Origin of the sequence: Candidatus Pelagibacter giovannonii (genome assembly GCF_012276695.1) — a bacterium.
Taxonomy (GTDB): domain Bacteria; phylum Pseudomonadota; class Alphaproteobacteria; order Pelagibacterales; family Pelagibacteraceae; genus Pelagibacter; species Pelagibacter giovannonii.
Genome location: NZ_CP038852.1, coordinates 1,335,248 through 1,357,247 on the forward strand (window position 1 = coordinate 1,335,248; position 22,000 = coordinate 1,357,247).

The following is a 22,000-nucleotide window of genomic DNA, read 5'->3' on the forward strand; positions in this document are numbered from 1 at the left end:
AATAAATAAATTACATAGGATAATAAATCAAAAAATAATAGTTGAAGAGTTATCCTGGAGCATTATAATAATAGTAACTGCTTCAAACAGAATAATATCATTCTGAATTAATATTTTTTTTCTCTTTTTTTTTTCAAACAATAATTAGTAACAATGAAATTTAAACTGCCTTGTGAAACATTAACGAAACAAGGAAAGAGACCTTGTAGAGCTCCTGGAATAGTTTGTAAGAATGGTAGCATTCGTTGCAAAGTGCATGGAGGTTATAGTTCTGGACCAAAGACTAAAGAAGGTAAAGCAAAGTCTGCCAATAACATTATTAAATACAATGACCAAAGAGCTAGTAATAAACGACAAATTAACGAACAAGATTTGTAACGAATTGATGAATGGTATTCCACTTGCTAGACTTGCAAGACAAAAGGAAATGCCAAGCTTAACAAGAATTTATAAAGAAATTACAAACAACAAATCCTTTCTTGCTAGAATAAATGAAGCAAGACGCATTGGTGCTCAAACTTATATTGAGAATGCAATGGATGAGTTGGAACATGCTGACAACAGAAACATAATGGTTGTTAGAGAGAAGGTTGGATTAGCCAAGTGGTTAGCTTCTAAACTAATTCCAATCTATGGAGATCGACAAGAAGTTAAAACAGATACTACTATTGAGATCAAGTGGTCTATTCCAGATGATAAGACAATTGATGTTACTCCAGCTGTTGATGAGATCGGTAGTATAAAGGACAAGTAAAGTTACCTCTTGCGTCATGAGGTTTGGTTATTACAACTTATAAATAAGATCAGTACCAATCCTAGTACCATATGCACTACTCTTTTTGATTTTACTTACTGAAGCACAGAACTAGCTATCTTGAACTGTAGAGAATGTTGGTATTCTGGCAGAAAATATAGAAAAATTAATTAACTACCACACCACAAAAAACTGTGCGGCTCTCTTATACGATTAACCATCGGTCATTCACACAGACACAAACACATGAACAAAAAGATTAAAGACAAATACAAAAATGTATCGGCTTATAGCTTTACGACTTACAATAATGAGCTAGTAGTAAGTTTCGATGGCTTTGAAGATCAAAGAGATATTATAGAATTTGCAGATTTTGTATTCGCAAGAATTAAGATGAGGTATTGGCATTCTGAAGGTGTACCAACTTTTCACTAATGCAAGTAACGATACCATATACACCGAGAAAGTCTCAAGCCATAATACATGACCAATTAGATAAGTTTAGATATAGCTTGCTCTGTTGTCATAGGAGGTTTGGCAAAACTGTTTTGTGTATTAATCATTTAATCAAAGCAGCGATGACAAGTAAAAATCATCAACCAAGGTTTGCCTATATAGCTCCGACTTATAGCCAGGCTAAAAAGATTGCTTATGATTACCTGGTGCATTTTACAAAAAATATTCCTGGCACAAAATACAATCAAACAGAATTAAGATGTGATTTCGTTAATGGTGCTAGGATTACTTTACTGTCATCTGAAAATCCAGATAGCATAAGAGGAATTTATTTAGATGGCTGTATTATAGATGAGACAGCTCAAGTACAATCAGAGTTGCTGTCTGAAGTAATAACTCCAGCTCTATCTGATAGAAAAGGTTTTATGATTTTGGTTGGAACTCCAAAAGGAATGGCAAATCTGTTTTATGATTATTATCAAAAAGCACAAGCTGATCCTAGTTGGTATCTCCACATAGCAAAAGCATCTGATACTAAAATAGTTGATGATGATGAATTAGCTGCTGCTTTATCTGTAATGGGTGCTCAAAAGTATTCTCAAGAATTTGAGTGCAGTTTTATAGGAAATATCCAAGGCTCTATATATGGCGATACTATTGCCTTATTGGAGGACAAAAATCAGATAACAAGAGTGCCAGTAGATCCTGGTTATCCAGTCAATGTAGCCTGGGATCTTGGTTATAACGATAGTACCAGTTTAATATTTTTCCAACAGATTGGACACATGATCCACATTGTTGATTTTTATGAAAACAATAATGAGCCATTTCCACATTATGCGGAAGTCATTAAAGAAAAAGATTATGTCATTGGTCAAAACTATGGACCACATGATTTAGAACAAACAGAATTTAGTAGCGGAAAAACTAGAAGAGAAGTTGCGTACCAAATGGGGTTGCGTTTCAAAGTTGCTCCAAAATTAGCAGTTGAAGAAGGAATACATGCAGTAAAGATGTTGCTGCCAAGATGTTTAATAGATGTCGATAACTGTAAAAAATTAATTAATGCGTTAAGGCATTATCATCGTAAGTTTTCTGACAGAGAAAGAACTTACAAAATAAAACCAGTCCATGACTGGAGCTCACATGCTGCGGATGCGTTAAGAGTTCTAGCAACTGGAATAAAAGAAAATAAATTTAACCAAACACAAAGACAGCAAACAGCTGAAAGTAACTACAAGGTAATTTAATCATGGCAAAAAAAAAGAAAAAGAAAACTCATAAGATGCCTAATGGCAAAACTATGAGTGGCAGTAGTCATAAAGCTTATTTAAAGAATAAGAAAAAAAGGAAGTATTAATTATGGGATCAATATTTAAACCAAAAATTCCAGCTCCACCTCCAGTCGTTATGCCAAAAGTTGAGGATGTTCCAGATTATGAAGATGATGAAAGAAAAGCTGCTGAAGAAAGAGAAATGCTTGATGCTGAAAGAAAAAGAAAAGGCAGAAGATCTACTATCCTTACTGGAACTGGATTGAATGAGATTGAAGATCAAAACATCGATAAGAAAAGTTTATTAGGTGGATAGATGTTTTCAACAATAACTAAATTTTTTCAAAAGAATAAAAAAAAAGTAGAAGAAGCTTTAGAGTTTCCAGATATTTTAATTTTAGAAGATATAACTTATGAGAACGAAGTTGAGAAATCTAAAGTTAAAGACACTAAAGAAACTAAATCATCTTTAACATTTGGAGATAAATAATTATGGGTGGACCTTCAAATGGACCTAGTGGTGGAAGAACAGATGCTGGACCAAATAGAACGACAGCTTATAAAGCTGGTGTAGGAAATATAACTGAAAGCGGAAAGAAAACTGCTTCTTATAAATCTGACAATGATGATGCTTTTAGAAATCGTGGTGCAGTAAAAATAAAGAAAGGAGTTAAAACTCCATCAATAGCAATTAATATTGGAGCAGCAATTTTATCAAAACCTTTACAAGCTGGATCAAAAGTTACTAGAGATTTTTATACTGATAAAGTTTTAGGATCTAAAAATTTTAAAGGTCAAACTAAAACAGAATTTTTAAGTATGAGTGCTAACGACCAGGAGAAACAATATAAAGATTATATTGATAATAGAACTTCTGGAAGAACAGATGCTTATGGAAATGACATCTCAAGAGATGGTCGAACTGGCGAAACTCAAAAATCTATTGAACAACCAAAAGTAGCTTCACAAATGGATAACTCTGAAGTGAAGTCTGATTTAATTACAGCTGATAAGACAGCTCCCACAAGTATTGAGATGACACAAGACGAAATCAATGTTGCTAACAAAAGAGGTAAAAAAACTAAAACAATTTTAACTTCTGTTGTTGGAGACAAATCAAACGCAACTTTAAGTAAGAAAGTTTTATTAGGATAAATTATGTCGCTTTATAGGAATATTAACAAAAAAAAACGAGCTGGTACTTCCAGATCTAAAAAGAAGTCAACTATATCAGCTAAAGCTTACAAGAATATGAAAGCTGGTTTTCCAAATAGCAAAAAGAATAAAGCTAAAAGAAAAAAGAAAAGATAATGCAATCACAAGAATTTAGAACTTTAGCTAAACAGCTAAAAGACAACCTATCTAGGTTAATGGAAAAAAGATCAAACTGGGAAAGCCATTGGCAAGAAGTAGCAGATTTGATGTTACCTAGAAAAGCAGAGATCACAAAAGAACGAGCAAGAGGCGATAAAAGACATATACAAATATTTGATGGAACGGCTGTACATGCTCTTGAACTTTTAGCTGCATCTCTGCATGGTATGTTGACTTCATCTGCGAATAGATGGTTTTCATTAAGATACAGAGAAACTGGTTTAAATGAAAGTGATGAAGCGAAAGAATGGTTAGAAGATAGTACGCAACGCATGTACGATGTAATTTCTAAATCAAACTTTCAACAAGAAATTTTCGAATGCTATCATGATCTGATTGCATTTGGAACTTCATGCTTAATGGTTGAAGAGGATCAAGAAGATGTTTTAAATTTTTCTGCAAGACACATAAAAGAAATTTATATCCAGGAAAATAAAAAAGGTTTTGTCGATACAATTTACAGAAGATTTAAGATGCCAGCTCAAGCTGTTGTATCTAAATTTGGATTTGAAAATGTATCAAGAGAAATTCAAAACACAGTAAATAAAAATCCATTTGATGATATAGATTTAGTTCATGTTGTTAGACCAAGGATAGATTTTGATCCTAATAAAAAAGATAAAAAGAACATGCCATTTCAAAGTGTTTATTTTGAATATGGTAGTGGTCATATAATATCATTAGGTGGTTTTTTAGAAAATCCTTATGTCATTCCTAGATATTTAAAAGCATCAACAGAAATGTATGGAAGATCTCCAGGAATGTCGGCACTTTCTGACTGCAAAGTTTTAAATAAAATGGTAGAGCACAGTTTAAAAGCTGCTGCTAAACAAATTGATCCACCATTACTTATTCCAGATGATGGAATGCTAGCTCCTATTAGAATGTCTCCAGGTTCTATTAATTATTACAGATCTGGATCAAGAGATAGAATTGAGCCATTAAATATTAATGCGAACACATCGATTACTATTAATAATGAAAATCAAAGAAGAGATGCCATTAATAAAATGTTTCATATCGATCAGTTAGTTGTAACTGAAAATAGAAACATGACAGCGACTGAAGTTATTCAAAGACAAGAAGAGAAGATGAGAATACTTGGTCCAGTATTAGGTAGATTACAATCTGAATTATTATCTCCATTAATAACTAGAGTATTTAATATTCTTTTAAGAAATGATTTATTTATGGAAGCTCCAGATATTTTAGGACAACAAGAATTAAAAATAGAATTTGTATCTCCGATGGCATTAGCACAAAGAGGACAAGAGCTGCAATCATTAATGAGAGGATTAGAAATCTTTGGATCACTTGCTCAAACAATGCCAGTTATGGATTACATTGATGAAGATGGGTTAGTAAAAAATATTATAGAAATTTTAGGATTACCAGCCAAGGTAATTAAATCAGATCAACAAGTACAAGAAATTAGAGAAGGCAGAGCTCAACAAGAAGCTCAAATGGCGGAGCAACAACAACAAATGGCTGAAACCGAAATGGCAAAAAACGCAGCTCCAATGGCAAAAGAACTTCTAAATGGATCACAATAAAGAAATAGAAAAAAAGATTAAACAACTCCGAGAAGATTACAAAACAGTTTTTGGATCTGAAGAAGGCAAAAGAGTTTTAGAGGACATCTCAATAAGATGTCATGAGAGTTCGACTACTTTCTCAAAAGATAACAGTCATGAGACCGCATTCCTTGAAGGACAGAGATCAATTTCTCTATTCATCAAAGGAATACTTAAATCAAAATAACCAATAGGTATATATGGAAAATCAGACAACTGCTCCAGCGGAGCAATCTGAACAAACGACAGAAGTTGTTCAGAATAATACTGTAATAACTGAAGTTGCAGAAAACCAGGAAACTAATTTTAAAGACTTAATTCCTGAAGAATTTAAAGAAGATAAATCTTTAAGTAATTTTAACAACATGGAAGATTTGCTCAAAAGTTATAAGCATGCTCAATCGCTTGTAGGTGCAGACAAAATTCCAGTTCCAAATAAACATGCTACAGAGGAGGATTGGAATGAAGTATTTAAAAGACTGGGTGCTCCAGATAAGCCAGAAGATTATAAATATAATATTAAAGATCAAGAACTGGATAGTAGCCAAGTATCAGAATTTAATAAAACAGCTCATCAATTAGGATTACTTCCTAAACAAGCTGAAGGTCTTATTAAGTTTTATAATGAGATGAATGGCAACAATGCTGCATCTCAAGAAGAAGCCGCTGCTGAAGCACAGTTACAAACTGAAACTGAACTTAAAGCAGAGTTTGGACCACAGTTTAATAAGAGACTTGACCAGGCTAAAAAGCTTGCAGTTAATTCTTTAGGATCAGAGTTTTTAGAAAATACTTATCTTAAAGATGGATCAAGACTTGGAGACAACATTAAAGTTATAAAAGCTTTTTCTGAACTAGCTGAAAAATTATCTGAAGATGAAATCATCAAAGGCGATGGATCTGAATACATGACAGCTAAAGACATCGAAAAAGAAATTAACGAACTTACTCAAGAAGGTTCTGCATATTGGAGCAAGACACATCCAAATCATAACAAAGCAGTTCAAGAAGTGTTGAAGTTAAGAGAGATGCTTAATGGCTAATGAAAAGTTCGAAGCTGGAGAAATAATAACAGATACAGAAGTTAGACTTGAATGTTTAAGACTAGCAACTGAATTTGGTCCAGAGTTTGATCGTAAAGATCCTCTGCCAATTGCTGAAAAATATTTCAACTGGGTTACAAAAAATTCTGGGAGACAACTTTGCAAATGCGAAACCTCCAAGAAGAAAGACAAAGTGAAGTCTTAAAATTTACAGATGCGACCTCCAATCTGGAGATAACCAAGTCGATTAAATCAACCACAACATAAGGAGGTTTGACAATGTCAAATCAAATTACTACAGCTTTTGTACAGCAGTATTCAAACAATGTACAAATGCTATCACAACAAAAAGGCTCTCTGTTAAGAAGTGCTGTTGATGTGGAAACTGTTGTCGGGAAAAATGCTTTTTTTGACCAAGTGGGTTCGGCACTTGCAGTCAAGAGGACTACTCGACATGCAGACACTCCTCAAATGGACACACCACATGCAAGAAGAAGAGTTAGCCTGGTAGATTATGAGTATGCTGATCTTATCGATAACCAAGATAAAATCAGAACTTTAATCGATCCAACTTCATCTTATGCCTCTGCTGCTGCGTTTGCACTAGGAAGAGCTCAAGATGATGAAATCATCGCTGCGTTATCTGGAACAGCATTTACTGGAGAGACTGGTAGTACATCTACTGCTCTTCCACCTGGTCAAAAGATAACTGAAAGCGGTACTGCTGGTTTAACTATTGCAAAATTAAGAAGTGCAAAAGAACTTCTTGATGCTGCATCTGTTGATCCATCAATTACTAGATATATTGCAGTTGGTCCAAGACAAATTACTGATTTGTTAGGAACGACTGAAGTTACTTCTAGTGATTTCAATAGTGTAAAAGCTTTAGCGAATGGAGAAGTTAATTCATTCCTTGGCTTCAACTTTATAGTGTCTAACAGACTTGCTATTGCATCATCTAAAAGAACTTGCCTAGTTTGGGCAATGGATGGTTGCAAGATGGCTATCGGTCAAGACTTAATGACTAGAATTGATGAGAGATCTGACAAAGGTTATGCTCACCAAGTTTATGTTTGCCAGTCAATCGGTGCAACAAGAATGGAAGAAGAAAAAGTTGTAACAATCCAAGCTCATGAAGCTTAATCAATAAGGAGATAATATATCATGGCAAGTGTTAAAAGTGTAAATTACACAAAAATAACTGCTGATCCTATTGAAAAAGTGGACAGCGAAGTTCTAGGTGGAAAAATAAGAGTTTCATACGATAATTATGAAGCTTCTTCTTTAGCATCTGGTTCAGACATAACGATTGGTAGAATACCTACTAACGCAACTATAATGGATGTTGTTCTAAAGTGTGATGCTTTAGGTGGCTCTTCAACTTTGAAAGTTGGGGATGCTGGCGATGATGACAGATATTTAGCTGCTGTTGGTACATGGAATGCTGCTGGTCAAACACAATCAATGTTAGGTGGCTCTACTGCTGCTAATACTGCGATGACTGGTCTGGGTTATAGAACAACTGCGGAAACTGATATTGTAATCACAACTGGTGGAGCAACTATAAGTGGCTCTATTCATTGTTGGGTTATGTACACAGTTGAGTAGTCAATAATCATTTTACTTGGCGGATGAAATACTCCGCCAGGTATTAGTCAAATGGCAAGAGCAATTTCAAGAAACAAAAAAAATTACAGACCAACTAAAAAAGGTGCTGGAATGACAAAGGCTGGAGTGAAAGCTTATAGAAGAGCTAATCCAGGATCAAAATTAAAAACCGCAGTAACTGGTAAAGTTAAAAAAGGATCAGCTGCTGCTAAAAGAAGAAAATCATATTGTGCAAGATCTTTAGGACAACTGAAGAGATCTTCTGCAAAAACTAAAAATAATCCTAATTCAAGAATTAGACAATCAAGAAGAAGATGGAAATGTTAAAATGAAATATATTTTAATTTTATATGTATGTAGCTATGCAACAGAAACTCCAAAATGTAATAACGAAAGTATTACTGGAGCATTTGATAAATGGTCCGCTTGTATAAACCAAGGATATAAACAATCACATTTTTATTTAAACGAACTTTATCAAGAAGATTTCGAAGATGAGAAGCTAGCAATTAGATTTTCATGTGAGGAACAAGGAGAACCAACATAATGGCAAGTGCAGTAGATATAGCAAATTCAGCTCTTAACTTATTAGGAGCATCAACAATTTCAGCATTCACAGATGATAGTAAGAATGCAAGATTAATTAATCAAAGATATGAGCCAGTAAGAAATAGAGTATTTAGATCTCATGCTTGGAATTGCTTACATAAAAGAGTTCAATTAGCTCAAAACAGTACAGCTCCAGTAGTAGAATATTCTCATGCTTATGCTCTTCCAGCTGATTGCTTGAGAGTATTAAAAATTCATAATGGAACAACAGACAGCATTGCATCAAATATTGATTACAAATTAGAAGGTAGAAATATTGTTACCGATGAAGGAACTGTTTTTATAATTTATATAGCATTAGATACTGATCCAAATAATTACGATACTTATTTACAAGAAAGTATTTCACATCAACTTGCAGCAGATTTAGCTTATGCTGTAACTAACAATGCAACTCTAGCAGATAAATATATGACTAGAGCAGATGAACGATTAAGAGAAGCAAGATTTATAGATGCAACTGAAAACTCACTAGGAACTATTGAAAGCTCTGAATTTACAGATGCTAGATTATAATGTCGAAATCAGCTTTTGATCCAAGACTATTAGAAAAATATTCAGAGCCTAAATCATTACTTCATTTTCAATGGGGAGATGATGAAAAAGTTTATCGATACGCATTAGTAGAAATTATTAATGAGGATGAAATAGATCCAACTACTAAATGTAAAAGAGAAGAACAAGGTTTAACTCAACAAGAAATTTTTAAAAAGATATGCCAAGAACAACACTAGCTTTAACATCCTTTGTATCTGGAGAATTTTCTCCTAAAATGGATGGAAGAACAGATTTTGAAAAGTATAACTCTGGTGCAAAAACTTTAGAAAACTTTTTAGTACATCCTCAAGGAGCTGCTACTAGAAGAGTTGGTACTCAATTTATTGCAGAAGTTAAATCATCTGCTGCTAAAACAAGATTAATACCTTTTGAATTTTCAACTACTCAAACTTATATTTTAGAATTTGGAAATACTTATATTAGATTTTTTAAAGACAAAGGACAGATATTAGATAGTGGTAATCCTTATGAGATTTCTTCTCCTTATTTAACAGCAGAATTATTTGACATAAAATTTGCTCAATCAGCAGATGTTATGTACATCACACATCCAAATCATGAAGTGATGAAGTTATCAAGAACTGGTCATACATCTTGGACATTAGCTCAAGTTGATTTTACAGATGGACCTTATCTTGCAACTAATTCTTCAACGACAACTTTAACACCAGCTCAAGCTGCAACTGGATCTAATATTAATATTACAGCCTCTGCGGTTACTGGAATAAATAGTGGTGCTGGATTTCAAACAACTGATGTTGGAAGAATAATATCTTTTAATTCTGGTAAAGCAAAAATTACAGCTAGATCAAGTACGACTGTTGTTGCTTGCACAATAACTACTGCATTCACAAATACAAATGCAACAGAAGCTTTTAACCTGGGTGCGTTTTCAGATACGACTGGACATCCTTCTTGCGTATCATTCTTTGAACAAAGATTAGTATTTGCTGGAACAACAGATGAGCCACAAACATTATTTTTCTCTAAAGCTGGAGATTACGAAAACATGACTACTGGTACTAATGCAGATGATGCTATGGTTTATACGATTGCATCTAATCAAGTTAATGCCATTAGATATATGAAGGCTGTAAGAACTTTAGTGGTTGGTACTACTGGAGGAGAATTTACAGTATCAGCAGATGGAACAGATGCGAGTATTACTCCAACTAACATTACGATTAAAAGACAGAGTTCTTTTGGATCAGCTAATGTGGATGCTATTCCAGCTGGTAACGCAATCTTGTTTTTACAAAAAGCAAAAAGAAAAATTAGAGAATTACAATACAATTTTGATAGTGATGGTTATCAAGCTCCAGACTTAACTATTCTTAACGAAACAGTTACTGATACTGGAATAAATGAAATGTCATATCAACAAGAGCCAGGTAGTAATATTTGGTGTGTAAGAGATGATGGAGTTCTAGCTTGTTTAACTTATCAAAGATCAGAGAATGTAATTGCCTGGTCAAGACATATATTCGGTGGAGTATTTGGAAATGGCAAATCTGTTTGTGAAAGTGTTGCAAGTATATCTGGAGTTTTAACAGAAGATGAAGTTTGGGTTATTGTTAAAAGAACAATTAATGGTGCAACTAAAAGATTTGTAGAATGTTTTTCTGATTTTGATTTTGATGAAACATCTCCAACAAGTTTTAAATTTTTAGATAGCCACCTTTCATACTCTGGATCTGGTACTACAACATTAAGTGGTTTAGCACATTTAGAAGGTCAAACAGTTTCGGTACTTGGAGATGGTGCTACACATGCAAACAAAGTTGTTAATGGATCTGGACAGATTACTTTAGATAGATCAGTTACTTCAGCATGTGTTGGATTACCTTATGACAGTATTTTACAAACAATGAGAATTGAAGGTGGAGCTGCTGAAGGTACATCTCAAGGTAAAACAAAAAGAATTTCAAAAGTAGTTTTAAGATTATTTGAAACAGTTGGTGTAAAGGTTGGACCTTCATTAACAAATTTAGAGACTATTCCTTTTAGAACAACTTCATCACTTTTAAGTAATCCAGTTGATACATTACTTTCTGGAGACAAAGAAATTGAATTTAACGATGACTACAATTCGGATGGCTTTATATTTATTAAACAAGATCAGCCTCTTCCTTGTTCAATATTAGCAATCTATCCAACTCTAGTTACATCGGATGGCTAATTTTAAAATAGTTCCTTACGAAAAACACCATGGAGATCAAATGGTTGAGTTTGGATTAAACCATAAATTAATGGATATAGATGCGAGTTATACTGAAAATAGAATTGATGCTAAAGTTTTTGGTCTTTCATTTACTTTATTGGTTGACAATAATCCTATTTTTTCTGGCGGCATCATTCCTCTTTGGGATGGAGTTGCTGAAGGTTGGGTTATGGCAAGTAAAGGAGTTCATGATTACAAAATTAAAGCAGCTTCAGAGGTCAAGAGAAGAATAGATTATCTTTGTAAGAACAACGAAGTATGGAGATTGCAAACAGCAGTCAAAGAAGAATTTATAACTGGTGTTCGGTTTGCCGAATGGCTTGGTTTAAAGAATGAAGGTTTGATGACCATGTATGGTCCAGACAAAACTAACTATTATAGGATGGCAAAGATATATGAGTTTCATAGGTAATATAGCAGCAGCACAATCAGCAAAAGCAATCGGTAAATACAATCAAGATGTTTATAATACTCAAGCGAATTTACAAAAAGCAAAGACTGAAGTTAATAAAAAAGTTTATGAAAATCTTGATCGACCAAGATTAATTAAACAACAAGAAGCAGCTTATGATTTCTTATTTGTTCAAACATTAAATACTGGTGCTGAAGTTAGAGCTGGTGGATCAAACTATTTAGCATTACTTGAAAGTAAAGTTAATCAAGCGACAGATCTTGCAATAGAAGATTACAATTCAACAACTGCCTATTACGATGGCATAAACCAATCTCTATTATTAAGAAGCAAAGGTGTTGGCGAAAGATTTAAAGGTCAAATGACTGCAAACACAGAATACATGAAAGCTGCTGGATCAATGTTTGGTAACTATCAAAGCTCTGGAAGTATTTTATCAAGATAATGGCAATATTAAAAATTACACAATCCAAAAGTAGAGCTAGAGAAAGACAAGTTACTCAAACTGGAGCTCTTGCTTTACCAATGTCTCTTGCAACACAAAGAGGTCAAGGCTTTGCAGCTATTGGAAAAGTTATTGAAGATATACATAAAGAACAAGTTGCTATCGAAGATAACAATACTTTATTAGAACTTATTAAAGTTGCATCTATTGATATTGAAAATGCTAGTGCTGGTGCTTCACAAAATACTGATATTAAATTTGCAGTTAATGCTTTTGATAAAGTTACTAAAGCTGACAAATGGAATGGATTAACAAAAGATAAAAGACCAAGAGTTAAAAAACAATTTAATGAATGGTTAAATAAAACTAAAGTTTCAGAATATTCATCGATTGCTAAAGCAGTTACTAAAAGACATATAGGTCAAACTAAAGCAACTAATAATGAATATTTAGATACATTAAGTTTAAAAATGGCTAGCAGCGATTTAACTAAAGCTTCTAATGCTAGAGCTGACTTTGAAAGTTTCTTTAATAAAGCAGAGAATGCTGTTGTTTATGGACCAGAAGGTTTTAAGAAATTAGAAGATGATAAGCTTCTCCAGGCTGAAAAGAATATAGTATTATTTGGTGCTAAAAATCATCCTAATTACACAATCAATAATTACGATGCTATTGAAAAGAAAATAGGAACAAGTCTTGCTAATAAAGCAAAAGAGAAAGCATTACAGAAAATTGCAGCAGATCAAGATTTTGCTATTAAGCAAGAAAAGTTTGTAGAGAAAGCAGATATTAAAAATAAAGTTGGAACATTTACAGAATTATTATTAAGAATTAGAAGTGATGATGATCCAGAGTATTTAGGAAAACTTCCAACATTAGATTTATTAAATGATTTAGTTAGTGCTGATAAGATTAATTCAGCTCAATATGATGCTCTATTAAGATTTTACAAAGATCCAGATACAGCAAATGATGATGATGTTTTAGATCTAATCAATGGACAAATATTTATTGCAGATAGTGTTGAAGCTTTAGATCAAATTCAAAATAATATGAATTTTTCTCCAGAGTATTTAATGAGTATTGGAATTAAAGATGCAACAACAATGACATCTTTGATTGAGAGATACAAAAATGACAGAGAAGTATTCCAGGATAGCAAAGAATATTTAAAAGTTATTAATAATGTTTTAGGTGCAGTTGAACAAACTTTAATTAGAGATTTTGGAACTGCTGAAAAATCAGATCAAGATAGCAGAGTTCAAGCATCAAGATTATATAATGAATTTATTTCTGAAGGTATGTCTCCTAAAGATGCTTTTCTTAAAATGACTAAAGGTTATTTATTTCAAAAAGGTAAGTTACCAAGTCTGCCTCAAGCAGCAGCAGTTACATCTATTAATATTAATACAGTTTCTAAAATACAAAAAGATCAAGATCCAGCTATGACATTTAATGGTTGGAGAGACCAAGTAATGGAAAAATATAAAAAAGGATCTATTACGATTAATGATCTTAAAAGAGATTTAGATGCTTTAGATGTAAGAGAAGATTTATTTTATATCAGAGCTGAATTTGGCAAAACTCTTAAAGATCCAGATTTTGCCTGGAGTGAAAGTAATTCAATAAGTGGTGATGGAGCAGATAGAACATAATGGAAAAAAAAATAGAACAACCAACAGAGCAATACGAAGAGTTTGATTATTTATCAGATTTTTATTTTCCTTTAAAAGAAGTTGAAGATAAATACTCTTCTCCTATTCTTAAAAGATTAAGAGAAAACGAAATCGATCCTCATGAGTTTTTAGGTATTGAAAAAGTTGAAGGTACTGGAGTTGTTAAAAGAATTGAAGATAAAGCAGATTTAGAAGAAGGTAAGAAAACCTTTGGTCAATCATTTATTGATTTTATTAAAGATGCTCCAGAAGCTGCCGCTGTTTCAACAGCAGAGGCTGGTGTTAATCTTTCAAACAATCTTGTTCAATTATTTGGTGCTGGAACAAACATGGTATTTAAAGGATCTGAAAAAGGAGATGGCATATCTCAAGCAACTACTGAATTTGCTCAAGGATATAACAAATCATCTGAAGAAATTATTTCTAAACTTACTCAATATACTGAAGATAATGATGTTAATGGAGTAAGCCAATTAATGACTGATATTGGAATAGATATAGCTGCAACAATACCTATTCAAAGAATGCTAAAAAAAACTGGTGTTCCATCTTATGTAGCAACTCCATTATCATTTGGTCTTGTTTATGGAATGACTGGTGGAGATAAAGAAGCTGAAAATAATATGTTTATTGATAGTGAAACAATACATGGTCTTAATGAATTGTTAGGTGTTTTACCAGATACTCCAGAAAGTGAGATTGCTGAATTAGTTGCAACAACTTTTGAAGGAACTGCTTGGGGAGCTCTTGGAGACAGATTAGTAAAAGTTTTTAAAGTTGTAAAAAATAATGTTCCAGCATATATGAATCCGCAAACATCAATTTCTATGGGCGGTGCAGCAGCAACTGGAGAAGGTGCAATAAAAGTTCAAGAGAATGCTCAAGATAATCTTAATGTTGAAAATCAGAATTTAGACGAGGAAAAAAAAACTCTAAATTTTGACGAGGATAATCAAATAAGTTCTCCTATGCCTGGAGATGATGAAATGGCATCTGCTGGTTTAGGTGCAGTCTTTAAATCTATTTTAAAAGAAACTGCAAAGAAATTACCAGCTAAAGGAAATGGAGAACAATTTTTAGGACAGCTTAAAAATACTCCAGGATTAAAACAGCAAGAATTAAAATGGTCTGGTCTTGATGACTTTCTTAAAGGCAAAAAGAATGTAACTAAAGAAGAAGTAAAAGATTATTTAGAAAAAAATACATTAGATGTTTCAGAGGTTGCCTTTCCAAGAGTAAGTAAAGATGCAGATAATTTTAATGAGTTATTAAATAAAGTTAAAACTGAAAAAAATAATTTACTTCAAGAAATTCAAAATCTTCCTCAAAATAAAAATATACTGATTGATAGTTATAATTATAAATTAACGATTGTTAGTGGAAAAAATAAAACTGAAGAAATGGTTTCAATGAAAACTTTAGAAGATGTTTTTATTGGTCAAAGATTAAATACATATATTGCTCCACCAGCTTTGCAAACTAGAACTGGTAAGGTTTTTAATAAGCAAGGTCTTATAGATGATTTTGGTAAAAAAGGAGATCCAAATACTTTAGAGTTTTATATGTTTGAGGATAGTGTTTCTGGTAGAATGACAGCAGTTCGTAAAATTGATGTTAAAGATTATACTAATAAAGAAGATCCATTTTCTGGTGGTAAATATAAATTTACATACAAAGATGAAATGGACATAAAAGAAGCAGAAAAATATATGCTTCAAAAATCTGAAGATAAAATTAACAGAGCTTTAAAAGCAGTTTCTGGAACTACTAAATTTGGTGGTCCAGGCTATGTTGAGCCAGGCGGTAAAGATTATAAAGAACTTGTATTTAAGCTTAAAGGAGATGGAAATTATCCAATAGAAAAATTGAGATATGGAACTGGTCTTGGAAATAAAGCTATTACAAGAAAAGAAAAAACAGAATTTCCTTATAGATCTCCAGCAGTTCACTTTGGAACTAAAAACGAATTTGCTCATGTAAGATTTAAAACAAGAATGCTTAATGGTAAAAAAGTTTTATCAGTTGAAGAAATGCAATCTGACATAGTTCAAGATATGGGTAGAAACTTTGGAGAAAAAGTAACTGATTTTCCATTTAAGAATAATTGGTATGAATTAGTATCTAAAAGATTAATTAGATATGCAGCTGATAATGGATTTGATTCTGTTGCTATTCCTAAAGGAAGTACGATTGCTAGCAGATACAAGCAAAAAATAGATAATGTTGTTAAAGTTAATGTTCAACCAAAATTAACAGAGGCTGGTACAGATCCACACTTTGTTGTTACATATTTTGGAGCTGGTAATAGACAAATTACAAGAAAAAGTTTTTATTCAGAAGAATTAAATAAATTAGAAAAAGAAATTGGAACAAAAAATTATTCACAATTAAAAGATAATATTGATAATTTTGTTAAAAACAGACCAACTGAAGATTTAAAAAATACTAGATATTTTGCTGATTTTGATAAACCATTAATTCTAGGAACTGGAAAAGGTAAAACAGATTTATACGACAAAGCTATTCCAAGCTTTCTTAAAAAGTATAGCAAGAAATGGAATGCTAAAGTTTATGAAGAAGAATTAGATTTAGGTCTAGCTTATGGATCAGAAGGTACTGGAAAAATTCCAGTTACCATCATTCAACTAACAGACGATATGAAGAAATCAGTTCAACAAGATGGACAAGCTCTATTCGAAATCTTTGGAATTGGATCAGCAACTGCTGTTGGAGCTAATGCAGTATCGGATAGTATGAAAAACAATACTATTTCACAAAAGACAAATTAATAGTAAGAAATAAATATCCTCAAACATTTATTTTCAAAAAATCATAGGAAGTTAAAGCATGGTATTAAAGAATTTATTTACCTCTGAATTAGGTAAGCAAACAACAAAAAAATTACTGAAAGAAGTTGATAAAAGAATATTAAATAAAGGAACAATTAAAAATCCAGAAAAACTTTTACAAAAAGTAGAAGATGTAACTGTTGGAGATGAAGCTGTTAAGGTTGGTCCAAATCCAACTTCAACAACTGTAAAGATAAAAGATTTTAAAGGTAGCGATAAAAAGCTTGCAGACAAAGTTTCTAAAGAAACAATGGATGAGTTCCTGGCTAGTTTTAATTCTGGAACTATTCCTAAAAAAATTCTTGCTGATTTTCATATAGATAAGATCAGTAAAAACGATGACATTATTCAAATGATTAATGGCATTGCTAAAGGTTACAAGCCATCTGAAGTTGTTAAACAAACAAGAGGAACTATTAAACAAAGTTCAACAAAAGCTTCTGGAACTAAACTATCAAAGAATGAAGATTTTTTATTAGAGGTATTAGGAACAAAGCCTGGAACTGCTTATAATGCTTCTCAAATATATGGCATGAGACAGTTGCTTGAGGCTGGTGCTGCTAGAATGCGATATTTAGCTAGTAAAGCGGCTGATTTAGATAGTGCTTCTAATGTTGATATTCTAAAGTTCAGACAGCATTACGCATTAATGGCTCAAATACAAAAAGTCTTAATAGGTGTTAAAACAGAAACTGGTAGAGCTCTTAATCAATTTAAGATCGCATCCGATGCTAGTAAGAAATATTCTTTTTTAGGTGGATCTGTTGATGATCTTAATAGACAAAATTTAATTGTAGAGCATGGTGGCTTTGATGAAATTCAAAAGGTTGCTGAATTAGTTTTATCTACAAAAAGAAATACAGCTTTGTTAGCTGCTAACAATAGAACTGGTTTAAAAACTTTTAGTCAAAAAACATCTAATGCAATGGCAGAAGTTTTTATTAATGCCATATTATCTAATCCATTAACTCATGTAAGAAATGGTGCTGGTAACTGGATCTCTCAAGCAATAGTTCAACAAGAGAGAAAGTTTGCAGCTAGATTTTTTGGTGGCAAGAATGAAGGTGGAGTTGCAGCTTATGAAGATGTTGCGAAAGCTTGGGGAAAACATCAAGCAGCAAAAGAGATTATGGCTGCTATGCAAAATGTTTATAAACTTGGTGGTTCTAAAATTGAAACAAAATTAGGTAGAGTTACAGCAGATGAATTTGGAATTAAAAATAAAGCTGGTGCTAAACTATTTGATATAGTTGGTAAAGGTGTAACTTTAGGAAATCTTCCTACAAAGTTTTTAAAAGTTTCAGATGATTATTTTAAAAACAGAGAATTTAGATCTGAACTTTATGCAATGGCATTTCGAGATGGAATGGAAATGTATAATAAAAAATTATTAAAAGAAGCAGACTTACCTCAATACATTGCTTCAAAGGTTGCTAATCCAAGTAAAGATCTTGTTGATGCAGCTTACAAGCAAGCACAGTATGTAACCTTTCAAACTCCTTTAGGAACAAGAGGAGATATTTTTGATTTAGGAAAGATTGCTCAACAAGGAAAAAATTACGCAGAAAACAGAGGACCATTTTCTGTTATAATGAATTACTATCTACCATTTGTACAAACACCAACTAACATTGCTGGGTTTGTTGCAGAAAGAACTCCAGTATTAGCTCAAGTCTTAACAAAATATAATGCAAAGATTAAAGCTGGTGGTGCGGTAGCAGATAAAGCAAGAGCTCAATTATATTTAGGTTCATTGTTTTATATGGCATCTGCTCCATTAGGTTATTATGGAGTTGGTAGAGATAAAGCAGAAAACTTTTTAGGAACAGAGCTTCCTCAAACTTATGGATCAGATATTAGACAAGATGGTCAATTAACTGGTGGAAAAAATTTATTACAAAAGACAACTAAAACTCAACCTTTCCAAATTGAAATACCTCTTGGAGATGGAAAATTTCAAAAAATAAGTTTTAGAAGTTTTGATCCAGTTGCTCAAATATTCGCTAATTCAGCAAACTTTGGACAGTATGTAACTTTAATGGAAGGATCATTAAGAAATAATTTAGGTGGAGATGAAAAACAATACAAACAATTAGGTAAGGATAGTTTAGCTTACTTAATAGCTTATTCTTTCTCTATTGGAGAAAATTTATCTAATTCAACAATGTTAGCTGGTGCTGGTAAATTAGTTGATGATGTAAGATCTATTTCAAGAGGTGTTCAATCAGATAATAAAACAAAAGCAGTTATAGAAGTTGGATCAGAATTTGCTTCTTCTTTCATTCCAACTGTTGCTAAACAAATTGGAAATGTTCTCAATTCAGATACTCAAAAATTAGTAACTGAATTTAATGAATATTTTAAAAAGAGTATAGCTGAAGGATCTCTTGTTGAAGATGTTGATTTAAGAGGTAGAGAATATAAAAAATTTGAATACTTTAATCAGCATAAAAGAGATTATATTGATGATGAATTGTTTGATGTTCAACCAAGTATAACTCCAGTTAAAAATTATATTAGATATGACTATGCTCCAGATCTTGGATTAGGAGTTTCAGTTCCATTAAACAGTAAGCAAAAAAGATTTTTAAGAAAAAACTCTGGAGTAATTTTTGATAAAAAAATGAAAGCTTTATATGAAGCTCCTCATTATAAAAATGAAACAAGAAAGATGATTAAAGAAAGTTTAATCAGACAAGAATGGCAAGATGCTAAATCAGATGCCAAAAAATTTTTATTAAATCCAAATGAAGGATATTACGAACAACAAAATGACAAAGGTGAAATTGAAAGAATTACATATCTTTCAGAAATAAAATCAAAAGCTGAAGATTTAAGAGACAGCGAAATTGCTAACTCACAAATGGGTTATGTAAATCAAAACATAGAGGAATAACAAATTGACTATATCGACTACAACTATAAAAAATTCATATAATGGAAATGGATCTACAACAGCTTTTAATTATACTTTTAAAATTAGTGCTGAAAGTGAGATGCAAGTTATCATTAGATCTTCAGCTGGTACTGAAACTATAAAAACTTTATCTTCTCATTATACTATTTCTAATGTTGGAAATGCTGGAGGTGGAGCTGTAACTTTCCAATCTGGTCATATACCAGCATCTGGCGAAACAGTTATTTTAAGAAGAGTTACTGCACAAACTCAAGCAATGGATCTTATTGATAATGATCCAATGAGTGCTGATACGATTGAAACAGCACATGATAAATCAATCGCTATTGCTCAAGAATTACAAGAACAGATTGATAGATCTTTAAAACTATCAAGAACGAATACAATGACATCGACTGAATTTACAATCGATGCAACTAACAGAGCTGGAAAAGTTTTAGGTTTTGATAATACTGGAGAGCTATCTGTTACGAATGAAATTGGGATTAATAAAGGAAATTGGTCCGCTTCAACTGCTTATGCGAATAGAGATATTGTTAAAGATACTTCAACAAATAATATCTTTATGGCTAACACAGTTCACACTTCAAGTGGATCTCAACCATTAACAACAAACACCGATAGTGCAAAATGGGATCTATTAGTTGATGCTGCATCTGCAACGACTGCCTCAACTTCTGCCACAAATTCTGCGAGTGCTGCTTCTGCTTCTGCATCAACTGCATCAACTCAAGCTGGAATTTCGACAACAAAAGCTGGTGAAAGTGCTGCTAGTGCTGCATCGGCTTTATCAGATAAAAATGATGCAACGACTGCCAAGAATGCTGCTGTAGTTGCTCAAACTGCTGCTGAAGCTGCTCTTGATACTTTTGATGACAGATTTCTAGGAGCTAAATCTTCTGATCCTTCTGTTGATAATGATGGAGCAAGTCTTGTTGATGGAGCAATTTATTTTGATACGACAAATGATATTATGAAAGTCTATGACTTGACTAATACTCAATGGAGACAATTAACTTTAACTTCAACTAATCAAGCTCATGTAAATGTTGTTTCTGGTATTCAAGCTGCTGTTACTGGTGTTAATAATATTTCGGCTGCTGTCTCAAGTGTAAATTCAAATTCTTCAAATATTAATACTCTTGCTGGAGTATCTGGATTAGCTTCTTTAGCTGCTGCTAGTGGAGCAGTAACAAATGTAAATAATAATTTAACTTCAGTAAATAATTTTGCAGAAGTTTATAGAATATCAGCGAATGCTCCTACAAGCTCACTAAACAATGGAGATCTTTGGTACGATAGCACAGCAAATAAATTAAAAATTTATGATGGCTCATCGTTTGCTTTAGCTGGATCTTCCGTTAATGGAACGACTGCCAGGTTTAAATATACTGCTACTGCCAATCAAACTACTTTTTCTGGAAGCGATGCTAATAGTAATACTTTGGCTTATGATGTTGCTGGTGGAGTTCTATTTGCAGATATTTATTTAAATGGAATTAAGCTTGTTGCTGGAACAGATGTAACTGCAACCAATGGAACTTCTGTTGTTTTGGCAACTGGAGCAAGTGTAAATGATGTTTTAGAAATTGTAACATTTGGAACATTTAGCTTATCAAATATTGCTGCCAATGATTTAACAGATGTATCAACTTCTGGTGTAAGTGATGGACAAGTTTTAGTTTATAATTCTGGAAACTCAAGATTTCAACCAGGCTCTGCAAGTTCAGCAGAGGTTTATGGATTTAAAAAATCTTTTGTTGGCTCAACTTTAGTTAAAACAGTAACAGTAGTTTCAGTTGGTGGTGCAAATAAATATTTCATAGATGGTGTTCAACAAGATACTTTAGAATTATACGAAGGTAATACTTATGTATTTAATTATCCTTCAGCTCATCCTTTTAAATTTTCAACGACTTCAAATGGTACTCATGCTAGTGGATCAGAATATACGACTGGTGTAACTCACAATAGCTCAACGCAAGTAACGATTGTTGTAGCGACTGGAGCTCCTACTCTTTACTACTACTGTTCAAGTCATTCTAATATGGGAGGAACTGCGAATACACCAACTCCAGGTCCAAACAATTTACAAGTTACAACTACCAACAAAGGTGCAGACAATATCGACAGTTCAACTTATGCCTCTTTCGATGATGTCTTATTTAGTGCTTCTGGTTTTACCTTTAGCATTAGCAATGGCATTTTAATAGCAACCATATAAGGAGGA

At 32.6% G+C, this 22,000-nt stretch carries 25 protein-coding genes; all 25 read left to right on the plus strand.

What is annotated here, in order from left to right; all coding sequences use genetic code 11:
- Nucleotides 1–153: 153 nt before the first annotated feature.
- The 25 genes from E5R92_RS07610 (at nt 154) to E5R92_RS07350 (ending at nt 21,994) form a co-directional block, all read left to right on the plus strand.
- A complete protein-coding gene (locus E5R92_RS07610) occupies nt 154–378 on the plus strand; it encodes an HGGxSTG domain-containing protein (RefSeq protein WP_420887566.1) in 225 nt (74 codons plus the stop codon).
- Nucleotides 379–385: 7 nt separating this feature from the next.
- Nucleotides 386–754, plus strand: coding sequence for a terminase small subunit-like protein (locus E5R92_RS07235; RefSeq protein ID WP_420887572.1), 369 nt, complete (start codon nt 386–388; stop codon nt 752–754).
- A 246-nt stretch (nt 755–1,000) separates the two neighbouring features.
- Nucleotides 1,001–1,189 (plus strand): hypothetical protein, encoded by a 189-nt coding sequence (locus E5R92_RS07240; RefSeq protein WP_168607417.1) that lies wholly within the window; start codon nt 1,001–1,003, stop codon nt 1,187–1,189.
- A 143-nt stretch (nt 1,190–1,332) separates the two neighbouring features.
- The gene (locus E5R92_RS07245) at nt 1,333–2,460 is read left to right on the plus strand and encodes a terminase large subunit domain-containing protein (protein ID WP_229704533.1); all 1,128 of its coding nucleotides are present in this window, start codon (nt 1,333–1,335) and stop codon (nt 2,458–2,460) included.
- Nucleotides 2,461–2,572: 112 nt separating this feature from the next.
- The gene (locus tag E5R92_RS07250) at nt 2,573–2,800 is read left to right on the plus strand and encodes a hypothetical protein (RefSeq protein ID WP_168607419.1); all 228 of its coding nucleotides are present in this window, start codon (nt 2,573–2,575) and stop codon (nt 2,798–2,800) included.
- Nucleotides 2,801–2,974: a hypothetical protein gene (locus tag E5R92_RS07255; RefSeq protein ID WP_168607420.1), complete on the plus strand. Its 174-nt coding sequence runs from the start codon at nt 2,801–2,803 to the stop codon at nt 2,972–2,974.
- Nucleotides 2,975–2,976: 2 nt separating this feature from the next.
- Nucleotides 2,977–3,639, plus strand: a complete 663-nt coding sequence (locus E5R92_RS07260) for a hypothetical protein (RefSeq protein ID WP_168607421.1) — start codon at nt 2,977–2,979, stop codon at nt 3,637–3,639.
- 3 nt (nt 3,640–3,642) lie between these two features.
- On the plus strand, nt 3,643–3,795 hold the full coding sequence (locus tag E5R92_RS07265) for a hypothetical protein (RefSeq protein ID WP_168607422.1): 153 nt from the start codon (nt 3,643–3,645) through the stop codon (nt 3,793–3,795).
- Nucleotides 3,795–5,411 (plus strand): portal protein, encoded by a 1,617-nt coding sequence (locus E5R92_RS07270; RefSeq protein WP_168607423.1) that lies wholly within the window; start codon nt 3,795–3,797, stop codon nt 5,409–5,411. The genes E5R92_RS07265 and E5R92_RS07270 overlap by 1 nt, the downstream gene beginning before the upstream one ends.
- Nucleotides 5,398–5,619 carry a Bbp19 family protein gene (locus E5R92_RS07275; protein WP_168607424.1) on the plus strand — a complete coding sequence of 74 codons (222 nt, stop codon included), beginning with the start codon at nt 5,398–5,400 and terminating at the stop codon, nt 5,617–5,619. The genes E5R92_RS07270 and E5R92_RS07275 overlap by 14 nt, the downstream gene beginning before the upstream one ends.
- A gap of 13 nt (nt 5,620–5,632) precedes the next feature.
- Nucleotides 5,633–6,475, plus strand: coding sequence for a hypothetical protein (locus E5R92_RS07280; protein ID WP_168607425.1), 843 nt, complete (start codon nt 5,633–5,635; stop codon nt 6,473–6,475).
- Entirely contained in the window at nt 6,468–6,680 is a 213-nt protein-coding gene (locus E5R92_RS07285; RefSeq protein WP_168607426.1) for a hypothetical protein, read from the plus strand. Before E5R92_RS07280 ends, E5R92_RS07285 begins: the two co-directional genes overlap by 8 nt.
- Before the next feature lie 74 nt (nt 6,681–6,754).
- Nucleotides 6,755–7,618 carry a phage capsid protein gene (locus E5R92_RS07290; RefSeq protein WP_168607427.1) on the plus strand — a complete coding sequence of 288 codons (864 nt, stop codon included), beginning with the start codon at nt 6,755–6,757 and terminating at the stop codon, nt 7,616–7,618.
- Nucleotides 7,619–7,639: 21 nt separating this feature from the next.
- A complete protein-coding gene (locus E5R92_RS07295; protein WP_168607428.1) occupies nt 7,640–8,083 on the plus strand; it encodes a hypothetical protein in 444 nt (147 codons plus the stop codon).
- A gap of 51 nt (nt 8,084–8,134) precedes the next feature.
- The gene (locus tag E5R92_RS07300; RefSeq protein WP_168607429.1) at nt 8,135–8,410 is read left to right on the plus strand and encodes a DUF6321 domain-containing protein; all 276 of its coding nucleotides are present in this window, start codon (nt 8,135–8,137) and stop codon (nt 8,408–8,410) included.
- Nucleotide 8,411: 1 nt separating this feature from the next.
- Nucleotides 8,412–8,630, plus strand: coding sequence for a hypothetical protein (locus E5R92_RS07305; RefSeq protein ID WP_168607430.1), 219 nt, complete (start codon nt 8,412–8,414; stop codon nt 8,628–8,630).
- Nucleotides 8,630–9,208: a phage connector family protein gene (locus tag E5R92_RS07310; protein WP_168607431.1), complete on the plus strand. Its 579-nt coding sequence runs from the start codon at nt 8,630–8,632 to the stop codon at nt 9,206–9,208. Before E5R92_RS07305 ends, E5R92_RS07310 begins: the two co-directional genes overlap by 1 nt.
- Nucleotides 9,208–9,426, plus strand: coding sequence for a hypothetical protein (locus E5R92_RS07315; protein WP_168607432.1), 219 nt, complete (start codon nt 9,208–9,210; stop codon nt 9,424–9,426). Before E5R92_RS07310 ends, E5R92_RS07315 begins: the two co-directional genes overlap by 1 nt.
- Nucleotides 9,408–11,429 (plus strand): phage tail protein, encoded by a 2,022-nt coding sequence (locus E5R92_RS07320; RefSeq protein ID WP_168607433.1) that lies wholly within the window; start codon nt 9,408–9,410, stop codon nt 11,427–11,429. Before E5R92_RS07315 ends, E5R92_RS07320 begins: the two co-directional genes overlap by 19 nt.
- Nucleotides 11,422–11,883 (plus strand): hypothetical protein, encoded by a 462-nt coding sequence (locus E5R92_RS07325; protein WP_168607434.1) that lies wholly within the window; start codon nt 11,422–11,424, stop codon nt 11,881–11,883. Before E5R92_RS07320 ends, E5R92_RS07325 begins: the two co-directional genes overlap by 8 nt.
- Nucleotides 11,825–12,328: a hypothetical protein gene (locus tag E5R92_RS07330; RefSeq protein WP_168607435.1), complete on the plus strand. Its 504-nt coding sequence runs from the start codon at nt 11,825–11,827 to the stop codon at nt 12,326–12,328. The genes E5R92_RS07325 and E5R92_RS07330 overlap by 59 nt, the downstream gene beginning before the upstream one ends.
- Nucleotides 12,328–13,983, plus strand: a complete 1,656-nt coding sequence (locus E5R92_RS07335; protein WP_168607436.1) for a hypothetical protein — start codon at nt 12,328–12,330, stop codon at nt 13,981–13,983. Before E5R92_RS07330 ends, E5R92_RS07335 begins: the two co-directional genes overlap by 1 nt.
- On the plus strand, nt 13,983–16,793 hold the full coding sequence (locus tag E5R92_RS07340; protein WP_168607437.1) for a hypothetical protein: 2,811 nt from the start codon (nt 13,983–13,985) through the stop codon (nt 16,791–16,793). Before E5R92_RS07335 ends, E5R92_RS07340 begins: the two co-directional genes overlap by 1 nt.
- Nucleotides 16,794–16,851: 58 nt before the next feature.
- Nucleotides 16,852–19,749, plus strand: a complete 2,898-nt coding sequence (locus E5R92_RS07345) for a hypothetical protein (protein WP_168607438.1) — start codon at nt 16,852–16,854, stop codon at nt 19,747–19,749.
- A gap of 4 nt (nt 19,750–19,753) precedes the next feature.
- The gene (locus tag E5R92_RS07350) at nt 19,754–21,994 is read left to right on the plus strand and encodes a hypothetical protein (protein ID WP_168607439.1); all 2,241 of its coding nucleotides are present in this window, start codon (nt 19,754–19,756) and stop codon (nt 21,992–21,994) included.
- Nucleotides 21,995–22,000 lie beyond the last annotated feature (6 nt).